Consider the following 11543-nt stretch of genomic DNA (forward strand, 5'->3'; position numbering starts at 1 on the left):
CGCGCCCCCGCTCGAGGTTCAGGGATCGGTCGACGGCCGGACGGTTCCGTTCCGCGCCTGTCGGGTCCAGTGGGCGAGTTGGGATCCGGTGGTGAGGGTGCGGGGGTGGTTCGGGCCCAGCACCCGCAGGAAGTCCGGCAGCAGGGCGGCGAGCGCCGCGGTGGCGCCCGCCGGATCGCCCGCCTCGCCCCGCCAGTGCGCCAGGCCGTACCGCGCGATGAGCGTGCTGACGTGGTCGGGTCCCAGCACCCGCACATCGTCGGGCAGAAGCTCGCCGAAGGCGGTGGCGGCCCCGGCGGGGTCCCCCGCCATGCCCCGCCAGTGGGCGAGTTGGGCCCGGGTGATGAGGGTGCGGGAGTCGTACGGTCCCAGTACGCGTACGTAGTCCGGCAGAAGCCCGGTGAATGCCGCGGCGGCGCCCGTCGCGTCGCCCGCCTCGCCCCGCCAGTGGGCCAGATTGTGGCGGACGCCGAGGGTACGGGGGTGGTCAGGACCGAGCGTCCGCAGGAAGTCCGGCAGACGGGCGGCCAGCGCGGTGGCGGCCCCGGCGGCGTCCCCCGCCGTCCCCCGCCAGACGGCGATGTTGTGCCGGGTCATGAGGGTGTCGATGTGATCGGGTCCCAGCACCCGCAGATCGTCGGGCAGGAGTTCGGCGAGGGTGGCGGCGGCGCCGTCGGTGTCCCCCGCCATGCCGCGCCACCGGGCGTGATCGCGCCGGGCGGCGAGGGTATGGGGGTGGTCAGAGCCGAGCCGGTCGAGGGCCGTGGCGGCCAGATGCCGGAAGTGAGCGGCGGCGGCCGCCGCCTGGCCCGCCGCGCCGAGGCTCCGGCCCAGCCGGGTGAGCAGCGGGTGCACACCGTCCATGCCGAACAGGGCCTTCTCCGCATGGGAGATGAGTGCCCGGGTGTTGGCGCGCAGGGCCCGTGCCGAGGAGGTGTCACGTTCGATGTCCGGCCAGACGGCGGTGAGGGCGTCGGCGGCGGTGCGGGCGAGGCGGTCATGCCGCTCGGGGGCGAGGGAGTCCCGGGTGGCGCGCTGGATGAGCTGGTGGATACGGACCGCCTGGTGGGGTGTGGCGGGGGTGTGATCGATGAGGCTCAGCCGGTGCAGTACGCGCAGGACGCGCACCGCGTCCCTGGGGGAGACCGGTTCCGACTCCCCGGTGGGGGCCTGACGCGTGCGGTGTTCGAGAAGGTGGCCGAGGACGGGTTCGCTGGTCAGGACGGTCTGCGGGATGCCGTTGGGGTCGAGCAGGGCGGCCAGGCGGAGCATGGGCCGGGCCAGGCCGGAGGGGCGGAGGGAATCGGCGCGATCGACGGACAGGGACCAGGCGGCGGCGAGCGGCCGGGCCTGTTCGTCCGGGAGTTGGTCGGGGGTGGTGTCGGCGAGTGGGGTGGCACGGTCGGACAGCTGGGACCGGTGGGTGGCCACGTCCTCGCCGGAGTCGATGAGGTAGGCGACCGCCTGGGACAGGGCCAAGGGCAGATGGCCGAGGTCGGCGGCGAGGGCGGTGAGCCCGCCCTCGGGCTCGTGGCGGCCGTGGGCGGCCAGGGACGTGGTGAGGTAGGCGACGGCTTCGGCCTCGGTGAACAGGCCGACCTCGATCCGGTGGCGCTCCTCTCCGGTCAGGGCGGCGTCGCGGCGGCGGGTGGTGACCAGGGTCCGGCCGTAGGGACCGGCGGGCGGCCACAGCCCGCGCAGATCGCCGGGGTCGGCGACATCGTCCAGGACGATCAGCCACCGGCACGGCCTCGCCCCGGCCTTCGGGGCCAGCCAGGCCAGGAAGGTGCGCGCGGCCCGCTCGGGATCGCCGGGATCGGCCACGCACAACTCGACACCGGCCTGGGCGTATCCGGCCACCACCGCCGGGCGGGTGCTCGCGGCGACCCAGACCAGTACGTCCAGATTGCCGTCCTGCCACGCGGTGCGCGCGTGGTCGGCGGCGAGCTGGGTCTTGCCCACCCCGCCCATACCGGTCAGGATCTGGCCCCGTACGGCGGTGCCGCCGTCGTCGGCCGCCGCCCGCAGCCGCTCCGCCTCGGCGCGGTGCTGGAAGGACTGGGCCCGGGACGGGATCACACCGACCTGATGCGGCCAGGTGGCGGGCTCCCGAGCCGACGCGTAATAGTTGACCTGGTCGGCGCCGCCTATCGCCACGCCGCCGTGGGCGGCGTGGACTGTGATGGTCTTCGGCGTATCGCCGCCCACGGGGGGCGGTGGGCTTGGGGTGGCCGCCGGTCCGTTCAGCCCTGGGACGGCTCCGGCGCCGGAGGGCGGTCGATGTGCACACCTCCGTGGATGACACCGGCCGAGATCGAGCCCCGCTCGGCGCGGATGTCCACATCGCCGCCGACGGCCAGCCCGCCCCGACCGGTCGACGCCCCGCCACTGCGGGTGTGCCGGGCCAGCAGGGCACGCAGTTCCTCGGCGGCCCTGGCCCGCTCGGTGTCGTCCAGGCTTTCCAGAACGGCCTCGATACGGGCCTGCCACGCCGCTTCCTGACGGATGCGCGCCCGCTCGGCCACGGCCGCCTCCGCGGTCTCCAGCTCGCCCGCGGTCCGGTCCAGGCGCTCCAGCTCCGCCCGCTCGCGCCGGGAGTCGCCCCGGCCGAACCAGCGTGCCACCGCCTGCCGCAGCGCGGTCCACGTCTCCGTACCCGCGGCCTGCGCCACCGCGGTCCCGCCCGCCGCGGCCAGCGCCGTCAACGCCTGCTCCAGCATCCCCGTTCCTCCCCCTCGCCAGAATCCGTCGATCCCGTCGATCCCATCGCACGGTAACGCCGCGTCCGGCGTCCGCACAGCGTCACGAGGGAACACGTACCGTGTGCGCCACCGGTTGCCGCCCGCGGTGGGTTCCGGCCTCGTCCCGGCCACACCGGCCGTGTCCGTCCGCCTGCCGTGGATAGGCTGATCGTGCGGCTCGACGAGGGGAGTTCAGCGTGACGCGGCCGTTGAGCATCGCGGTGGCGCAGCCGAGGTGCGTGGCTCATGACGTGGCGGCCAACGCGGCGGCGCACGCGGAGGCCGTCAGGGCCGCGGGCGCGCGGGTGGTGGTCTTCCCCGAGATGTCGCTGACGGGGTACGAACTGGACGCGACGCCGGTCGCCCCGGACGATGAACGGCCGGCCCCGATCGTCGCCGCGTGCGCCGAGTCCCGGACACTCGCCCTGGTCGGCGCGGCCGTGGGCGGTCCGCGCATCGGCATCCTGGCGGTGGACGGAGATGGCGCACATGTCGTCTACGGCAAGGTCTGCCTGCACAGCAGTGAGGCCATCCGCTTCGTGCCCGGGGAACCCGCCGTGCTGGAAGTGGACGGATGGCGGCTGGGGCTCGCCGTATGCCGCGACACCGGTATCCCCGAACACGCCGCGAGGACGGCGGCGCTGGGCATGGACGGCTATGTGGCCGGGGTGGTCCACGCCGACCACGAGGCCGAGGTTCACGGCGAGCGCGCCCGCCGGGTCGCCGCCGACCATGGGGTGTGGGTCGCCATGGCGGCCTTCGCGGGGCCGACCGGTGGTGGCTTCGACCGTACGTCGGGCCGTTCGGGCATCTGGTCCGCGGACGGGGAGTTGATCGCCGGGACGGGCACCGTCCCCGATGAGATCGCGCGGGCCGTCCTCGTCACATGAGCCCGAGCCGGAAAGGCCGCGGGAGCCGTGTCTCCGACCGATCCGCTCCGCTGTTTCCCGCGCTCTCTCAACAAAGCGATAAGTCGTCATATTCAAGAGGGAACGCCATCTCATGGCGGTGTGGCGCGCCGTCAAGAGTTGGCCTTTGAGGGCGCGGCCCCCTCGCCCCTGCCTCCAACTCTGAAGTGGGGAGGGCGATACCGCCGCGTGATCGCGGTCATGCGAAGGACCTTCGTTCAAGTCGTGAACCCTGCACGACTCTTGACCGGCGGGGGCGAGGTCCAAGACAGTCGTTCCGTGTGAGCGCTCTCTCGACCTGATTGCGCTCGCTCAGTTCCCCGTGCCCGAGTTCCCGTAGCCCAGACTCCCACCACCCCCACGCCAGGAGCGGGCTACGGGGGCTCGTACACCTCGTCACTGGAACTCCGTCGAACGAAAGCAGCCCCCCACATGTTCAGGATCACTTCCTCAGATACGACGGCGGACGCCGCGCGCCCCCGCCGCCGACGACGCGTTCTGGCCCTCCTGGCCGCCCTGTCGCTTCCGCTGACCGGACTGCTGGCTCTCAGCGCGTCCTCCAACGCCGCCGCGGGCGAGCCCGCCGCCGCCGAATGGACCACCGTCTTCCAGGACGACTTCGACGGCGCGGCGGGCACCGGTCTGAACAAGGCCGACTGGCTGTACGACATTGGCACCGGCTACCCGGGCGGCGCCCCGAACTGGGGCACCGGGGAGATCGAGTCGGTCACGGACTCGACCGACAACGTCTACCACGACGGTGACGGTCACATGGTGATCAAGCCGATCCGTGACGGTTCCGGAAAGTGGACCTCCGGCCGGGTGGAGACCCAGCGCACCGACTTCGAGGCCCCGGCCGGTGGGCAGTTGGAGATCAGCGCGTCCCTCAAGCAGCCCAACCCGGAGAAGGCCCTCGGAATCTGGCCCGCCTTCTGGGCCATGGGCGCCGACGCCCGCCCGGTCGGGGCCACCAACTGGCCGAGCATCGGCGAGCTGGACATCATGGAGGCCGTCAACGGGCTGAACAAGCACTCGCACACCTTCCACTGCGGGGAGTGGGCCGGTGAGTGCCACGACCCGGACGGAATCTCCAGCGACCTGCTGCCGTGCGACGGCTGTCAGACCGACTACCACACGTACTCCGTGATCGTGGATCGCACCGACACCTCCGCCGAGCAACTGCGCTTCTACCGCGACGGCAAGGAGACCTTCACGGTGAAGCAGGACCAGGTGTCCGCCGAGACCTGGAAGAAGGCGGTCGACCACGGGTTCTTCGCCATCTTCAATGTGGCGGTCGGCGGCTCCTACCCGAACAAGGTCTGCGGCTGCACCTCACCCGCGGAGGACACCACCTCCGGTGAGGGAATGAGCGTGGACTGGTTCTCCGTCAAGGTGAGCAAGTAGCGGCCTCTCCGGTAGGTCACCGGTAGGTGAGGAGACGGAGGAGGGCGGGGTCCATACCCCGCCCTCCTCCGCCGTTCCGGCCCACCGCGGTCAGCTCCCGGCCTCCTCGATCAGCCCTCGTAACTGCGGATGGCGGCGACCTTCTCGGCCGACGGGGAGGTCTCGTCGAAGCGCTGCGCGAGCCAGTCGTCGGTGAGCGCACGGGCGAGTTCCAGGCCGATGACGCGCTGGCCGAAGCAGAGCACCTGGGCGTTGTTGCTGAGGACCGAGCGGCGCACGGAATAGGTGTCATGGGCGGTGACCGCGCGGATGCCGGGCACCTTGTTGGCGCTGATGGCCACGCCGAGGCCGGTGCCGCACACCAGGAGGGCGCGGTCGGCCCTGCCTTCGGCGACCCGGCGGGCCGCTTCCACCGCGACATGCGGGTAGGCGGTGTGCTCGTCGCTGCCCACACCGACGTCGATGACCTCGGCGACCCGTGGGTCGGCCAGCAGATCCTTCTTGAGCGCTTCCTTGTAGTCGTAGCCGGCGTCGTCACAGCCGACGACGATCCGGAACGCGTTGGCGGTGGTCATACGGGTTCGCTTCCTGTCGTCGCGCGGAGGGTGGCCACGGCGGTCAGTACCGCGGCGAGTGAGGTGGCTCCGGGGTCGGGGGTGCCCACGCTGCGGTCGGCGAGGGGACGGGCGCGGCCCAGCCGGGGGCGCAGCCCCGCGGTGTTCTCGGCGGCCGTACGGGCTTCGGCGGCGGCGGACGCGTACGCCTCGGACACCGGGGCTCCGGTCCGCAGCCGCGCCGCGAAGCCGGTGGCGAACGGCGCGAGCGCGTCGACCAGGGTCTTGTCGCCCACTTCGGCGCCGCCGAGCGAGGTGACGGCGGTGAGCGCGGCCGCGGCGGCCGACGCCAGTTCCTCGCGGCCCGGCGCCCGGTCGGCCGGCAGTGCGGCGCCGATGGCGCGCAGCGCCACCCCCCACAGCGCGCCCGAGGTGCCACCGGCCTCCGCCGCCCAGGCATCTCCGGCGGCGGCCAGCACCGCCGCCGGGGCGAGCCGGTCGGTGTGTGCCTTTTCGGCGGCCGACAGTGCCGCGTCGACGCCCTTGCACATGCCACGGCCGTGGTCGCCGTCGCCCGCCACCGCGTCCAGCCGGCCCAGGGCCTCCGCGTCCCGGTGCAGTACGTCGCGGGCGGCGCGCAGGGCGTGGACGGCCAGCTCGGCGACCTCGACCGCGGCGCCGGAGGCCGTGGCGGCGGACCGGGCCTGGCGGCGCGGGGCCGCGGCGGGCCGTACGGCGGCGCCGTCCACCGGGGGTTCCGCCGGTGGTGTCCGGCGGAAGGCGGGGGTGTCGGCCGGTGCGAGCCACAGGCGTTCCAGCTCGTCGTCCAGCCAGCTCAGGGTCAGGGAGCAACCGGCCATGTCGAGGCTGGTGACGAGTTCGCCGACCTCGGGGCGTACGGGGGTGAGGCCCGCCTCGTCCAGCAGCCGGGCCACGGCGCCCCACAGCACGTACAGCTCCTCGTACTTCGTGGCGCCGAGGCCGTTGAGGACGACCGCGACCCGCCCCTCGCCGTCCGTACCGGCGGGCCGGTCCGCCAGCAGCCCGGTCACCAGGGCGCGGGCCAGGTCCTCCGCGGTGCCCAGGGTGTCCTCGCTCACCCCCGGTTCGCCGTGGATGCCCAGCCCGAGGCCCAGGCGGCCCTCGGGGACGGTGAACAGCGGCTCGCCGGCGCCCGGCAGGGTGCAGCCGTCGAAGGCCACTCCGAGCGTGCGGGTACGGGCGTTGGTGAGCTCGGCGACGCGCACGACCTCGTCGAGGGAGGCGCCTTCCTCGGCCGCCGCCGACGCGGTCTTGAAGACGACGAAGCCGCCCGCGATGCCGCGCCGCCGGGCCGTCTGGCCGGCGGGGGCGGAGGCGATGTCGTCGGTGACGGCGAAGCAGCGGGCGGGGATCCCGTCGTCCGCCAACTGCCGTGCCGCGAGGCCGAAGTTCATCACGTCCCCGGCGTAGTTGCCGAAGAGGAAGAGGACACCGCCGCCCGCCTGTGCCGCCTCGGCGACCGAGCGGGCGCGGGCGGCCGACGGGGAGGTGAAGACATCGCCGATGACCGAGCCGTCGGCGAATCCGGGGCCGACGACACCGCAGAAGGCGGGGTAGTGGCCGGAGCCGCCGCCGGTGAGGACGGCCACCTTCCCGGTGCGGGTGGGGCGGGCGCGCACCACACCGCCGGGCACGGCCCGGACATGGTCGGGATGGGCGGCGGCGAACCCCGTGACCATGTCGTCGGCGAACCGGGCGGGGTCGTTGAAGAGCCTGGTCATTGCGTGCTCCAGCCTTCGCGTGCGAGGTCGAGGGCGTGGCGGTAGGCGGCGTAGCCCTCGGCGTAGTGGTCGATCAGCCCGCGCTCGGCGGTCACGGTGCGCAGCCGGGCGCGCCAGGCGCCGGGGTCGACCTGCGTGCCCAGGGAGCGCCAGGCGACATGGGCAGCGCCGCGGATGCCCACGGCGTCGTCGCAGACCTCCAGGTCGCCCCCGAGGACACCGGCGAAGACGCGCGCCCACTCCCCGGAGCGGGCACCGCCGCCGCAGGCGGTGACGGTGCCGGTGACGCCGAGGGTTTCCATGCAGTGCCGGGCCGAGTAGGCGACGGCCTCGCACAGCGCCCGCACCAGGTCGGCACGGCCGGCCAGCGGGGAGAGCCCGTCGAACCGGCCACGGGCCCGCGGATCGACGAAGGGCGCCCGCTCGCCACTGGTGGACAGGAAGGGCAGCGCGGTGACGCCCGAGGCGCCGGGCGGGGACTGGACGAGCAGCGCGTCCAGCGCCTCGATCTTCACATCGAGCAGTTTCAGCAGCCAGTCCAGGCCCGCGGTGCCGATCATGGCGGGCATGACCCGCAGGTACCGGTTCTCGTACGGGGTCGCCAGCACCATCCCGGCCGGGTCCTCGGCCATGGCCGGGCGCGGCTCGGTGTCGAGGACCTGGGCGGCGAGGGTGGTGCCGATGATGAGGTTGCCCTCGCCCGGTTCGGCCACTCCCGAGCCGAAGGCGCAGGCCGGGATGTCGAACGGACCGGCGGAGACCGGCAGCCCCGCGGGCAGGCCGAGCCGCCGGGCGGCGTCGGGCAGCAGCCGGTGCAGGGTGCCGGACGGCGCCGGATCGGGCAGCAGCCGGCGGTGTGCGGACAGTCCGCACAGCTCCAGCGCGGTCTCGTCGTAGGTGCGGGTGGCGACGTCGAGGAACGGCTGCGAGGCGTCGGAGACATCGACGGTGACGGCACCGGTCAGCCGCTGCACGACGGCGTCCACGCAGTATCCGGCGACCTCGGCCGCCGCCAGCCGCTCCGGCTCGTGTTCGGCCAGATGCGCCAGCAGGGGCGCGGCGGAGCCGGGGAACAGGCCGACACCGGTGCGCCGGTGCAGGGCGTGCAGGGTGCCGTCGGCGGCCCAGCGGTCGACCCGGTCCGCGGCCCGGCCGTCCATCCAGGACAGCGCGCGGCCGACCGGGGCGCCCTTGGCGTCGCGCAGCCACAGCCCGTCGCCCTGCCCGGTGAGGGCCAGGGCCTCGACCGGTTCGCCGCCCAGCTGCGCGGCGTCGCCGAGCGCCGCCCGTACGACAGTCTCCACGGTGCCCACCACGTCGTCCAGGTCCTGCTCGACGCGCTGTCCCGGCAGGGTGTAGACGGTGCTGCGGGCCTCGTGCGCGGGGGTGGTCCGGCCGTCGCGGGAGATCAGCTGGGCCTTGGTGACCGAGGTGCCGATGTCGACTCCGACGATCATGGCCGGCCCCCGGTCAGCACCTCCGGATTGGCCACGTGCCGCAGCGGCTCGCCGCGCAGGAAGCGGGCGGCCTCGGCGGCGGTGATCAGGGCGGCCCGGTCGGCGGTCTGCCGGGTGGCGCCCGCCAGATGGGGCGTGGTGATGACGTTGGGGGCCTTGTGCAGCGGCCAGTCGGCCGGGGGCGGCTCGATGTCGTAGACGTCGAGGGCGAGCGCGCCGAGCCGGCCGGACTCCAGCAGACCGGGCAGCGGAGCGTAGTCGAGCAGTTCCCCGCGGGCGGAGTTGACCAGGACGGCGCCCTCGGGCAGCAGCGCGAGGTTGCCGGCGTTCAGCAGATGCCGGGTCTCGGGTGTGACACGGGCGTGCAGGCTCACCACGGAGCTGCGCCGCAGCAGGTCCTCCAGGCCGGTGAGCTCGACACCGTCGGCGTAGGCCCGGGCCGGATCCGCGTACGGGTCGGAGACGAGGACATGGGCACCGAAGGCGCGCAGCACACGGGCGACGATCGAGCCGATGGCCCCGTAGCCGACGAGGCCGGCGGTGGCGCCGTCGAGCTCGAGACCCGCGTTGTCGTACGCGTAGTAGTCGCCACGCCAGATGCCCTCCTTGAGGGCCGCGTCGGCGTGGGTGATGCGGCGCATGGCGGCGAGGATCAGGCCGACGGCGAATTCGGCGGCAGCGGCGGCGTTGCGGCCCGGGGTGAAGGTGACGGGTATCCCGGCGGCGGTGGCCGCGGCCAGGTCCACGTTGACCGGGCCGCCGCGGGCCACCCCGATGAACTTCAGACCGGGGGACTCGCGGATGACACGGGAGGTGAAGGGCGCCATCTGGGTGAGGGCGACACTCGCGTCACCGAGCGCCTCCAGCACCTGCTCCTCGGTGCCGCTGGCCTCCTTGACCCCGCCGTTGCCCTGCCCGTCGGCCCCCACCGGACCGAAGGGCTCGTTCGGCCAGCGGGTGCGCATGGTGCGGAAGCTCAGCCCGGCGGCGGGCAGGCCCTCGCGCAGAGCAGCGGAGAAGAGGTCGGGGGCGATGAAGTCGTCGCCGGCTACCAGGACCGTGGTCATGTCGGTCACTCCCCTCGGGTCTCGAGCCTGCTGAGCAGGAAGTCACGGACGGCATGGTGGTCCGAGGAACGGTAAGCGGCGGCGGCCAGGGCGTCCTCGGCGGGTGGGTACTGCGGATTGGGGATGGCCACGACGGTCATCCCGGCGGCCGCTGCGGCGCGCAGTCCGTTGCTGGAGTCCTCCACCGCCAGACAGCGCTCCGGGGCCACGCCGAGGGCGCGCGCGGCGGCCAGATAGACGTCCGGGCTCGGCTTTCCGCGCTCCACCTCGGCGCTGGAGACGGTCGCCTTGAAGTGGTGGTCGACACCGTGGTGGACGAGAACGGCGTCGATCACCCGGCGCGGTGCGGAGGAGGCGAGCGCCACGGGTGCGAGTTCGGCGGTGGCGGTGATCATCTCCCGCGCTCCGGGCAACAGGCCGATGCGGCCGTCGGCCAGGGCCTGGACCATACCGTCCACGACCTCTCGTTCGGTGCTGGTGGCGGGGTCACCCGCCGCACAGAACCGGGTGAGGTAGGCGGCCCACTCGGGGGCGCTCATCCCCTGGACGTCGCGTGTCTGCTCCGGGCCCCATGCGCGGCCGCGGGCGGCGGCGTAGGCGGCCCACAGCTCCTCCCACAGATGCTCGCTCTCGACCAGCACGCCGTCCATGTCGAAGACCACTGCGTCGGCCATGCGTACCCCTGATCTCCTGGCTGATGATCCTTGGCTGGACGGAGCACCGGGCGGTGCCCGTCACAGCGAAATTAACAGTAGCAGCGTGAGTTGTCACTGGTTCTATGTGAGAAACAAACACGGCAGGATGGTGGGCATGACTACTCCCCCGTCGTCGCGCGGTGCGCGGCAGCAGCGACACCAACTGATCGTCGATCATGTTCTGGCCCAGGGGGACGCCACCGTGGCCGAACTGGTCGAGCTCACCGGCGTCAGCCTGATGACGGTCCACCGGGACATCGCCGAACTGGCGGACCGCGGCATCCTGCGCAAGTACCACGGCGGCGTCTCCGCACAGCCCTCGATGGTCTTCGAGTCCAGCTCGGACTTCCGGCTGCACTCGCACGCCGGCGAGAAGCGGGCACTGGCCCGCGCCGCCCTGCCGTTCGTGGCCCCGGGGATGTCGGTGATGCTGGACGACTCGACCTCGGCACTGGCCCTGGCGCGGCTGTTGCCCGAGGTGGGGCCGCTGACCGTGGTGACCAACTACCGCTTGATCACCGAGGAGCTGAGGGGGGCCGAGGGCATCCGGCTGATCTGTGTGGGCGGCGAGTACTCGCGCACCCATGACTCATGGATCGGCCTGCCGGCGATGGACATGATCAGCGGCATCTCCGCCGATCTGAGCGTGCTCTCCACCTCCGCGATGACCGCGGGCATGACCTTCCACCAGGAGCAGGAGATCGTCAGCATCAAGCGGGCGACCCGGCAGGCGGGCGCGCGGAGCGTGCTGCTCATGGACCACAGCAAGGTGGGCCGGCGCGCACTGCACCGGCTGGAGAGCGTGGACTCCTTCGACCACGTTCTGCTGACCGGTCCGGTGGACGAGGAGCTGGTGCGGGAGATGCGCGAGCTCACGGATGTGAGGGTCGTCGAGACCGAGTAGTTATCACTGATCATCGTTATTTTTACCAGGACCCTTGATATTTCTCTCGG

At 73.1% G+C, this 11543-nt stretch carries 10 protein-coding genes; 3 read left to right on the plus strand and 7 right to left on the minus strand.

Annotated elements, in window-relative coordinates; translation table 11 throughout:
- Positions 1-18: 18 nt before the first annotated feature.
- Both NQU54_RS06775 and NQU54_RS06780 read right to left on the minus strand, forming a co-directional pair.
- Positions 19-2208 carry an NB-ARC domain-containing protein gene (locus NQU54_RS06775; RefSeq protein WP_257630252.1) on the minus strand — a complete coding sequence of 730 codons (2190 nt, stop codon included), beginning with the start codon at positions 2206-2208 and terminating at the stop codon, positions 19-21.
- A 35-nt stretch (positions 2209-2243) separates the two neighbouring features.
- Positions 2244-2720 (minus strand): hypothetical protein, encoded by a 477-nt coding sequence (locus NQU54_RS06780; RefSeq protein ID WP_257630253.1) that lies wholly within the window; start codon positions 2718-2720, stop codon positions 2244-2246.
- Between the two features lie 218 nt (positions 2721-2938).
- Between NQU54_RS06780 and NQU54_RS06785 the strand changes: the two genes are divergently transcribed.
- Both NQU54_RS06785 and NQU54_RS06790 read left to right on the plus strand, forming a co-directional pair.
- Entirely contained in the window at positions 2939-3631 is a 693-nt protein-coding gene (locus tag NQU54_RS06785; RefSeq protein WP_257630254.1) for a carbon-nitrogen hydrolase family protein, read from the plus strand.
- Between the two features lie 450 nt (positions 3632-4081).
- A complete protein-coding gene (locus tag NQU54_RS06790) occupies positions 4082-5053 on the plus strand; it encodes a glycoside hydrolase family 16 protein (RefSeq protein ID WP_102933904.1) in 972 nt (323 codons plus the stop codon).
- 110 nt (positions 5054-5163) lie between these two features.
- On the opposite strand, the gene NQU54_RS06795 is transcribed toward NQU54_RS06790, so the two are convergent.
- Genes NQU54_RS06795 through NQU54_RS06815 form a run of 5 tightly spaced genes read right to left on the minus strand, consistent with a single transcriptional unit; the run spans position 5164 to position 10568 of the window.
- The gene (locus tag NQU54_RS06795) at positions 5164-5628 is read right to left on the minus strand and encodes a ribose-5-phosphate isomerase (RefSeq protein WP_167500469.1); all 465 of its coding nucleotides are present in this window, start codon (positions 5626-5628) and stop codon (positions 5164-5166) included.
- Complete coding sequence (locus tag NQU54_RS06800; protein ID WP_257630255.1) at positions 5625-7370, minus strand: dihydroxyacetone kinase family protein; 1746 nt, start codon at positions 7368-7370, stop codon at positions 5625-5627. The genes NQU54_RS06795 and NQU54_RS06800 overlap by 4 nt, the downstream gene beginning before the upstream one ends.
- On the minus strand, positions 7367-8827 hold the full coding sequence (locus NQU54_RS06805) for an FGGY-family carbohydrate kinase (RefSeq protein ID WP_257630256.1): 1461 nt from the start codon (positions 8825-8827) through the stop codon (positions 7367-7369). The genes NQU54_RS06800 and NQU54_RS06805 overlap by 4 nt, the downstream gene beginning before the upstream one ends.
- Positions 8824-9894, minus strand: a complete 1071-nt coding sequence (locus tag NQU54_RS06810; protein WP_147966527.1) for a 2-hydroxyacid dehydrogenase — start codon at positions 9892-9894, stop codon at positions 8824-8826. The genes NQU54_RS06805 and NQU54_RS06810 overlap by 4 nt, the downstream gene beginning before the upstream one ends.
- A gap of 5 nt (positions 9895-9899) precedes the next feature.
- Positions 9900-10568, minus strand: coding sequence for an HAD family hydrolase (locus tag NQU54_RS06815; protein ID WP_079152868.1), 669 nt, complete (start codon positions 10566-10568; stop codon positions 9900-9902).
- 136 nt (positions 10569-10704) lie between these two features.
- Here NQU54_RS06815 and NQU54_RS06820 point away from each other — a divergent pair, with 136 nt between their 5' ends.
- Entirely contained in the window at positions 10705-11493 is a 789-nt protein-coding gene (locus NQU54_RS06820; protein WP_079256771.1) for a DeoR/GlpR family DNA-binding transcription regulator, read from the plus strand.
- The last annotated feature ends 50 nt before the right edge of the window (positions 11494-11543 follow it).

It is taken from the genome of Streptomyces malaysiensis subsp. samsunensis, assembly GCF_024519315.1.
GTDB lineage: Bacteria > Actinomycetota > Actinomycetes > Streptomycetales > Streptomycetaceae > Streptomyces > Streptomyces malaysiensis.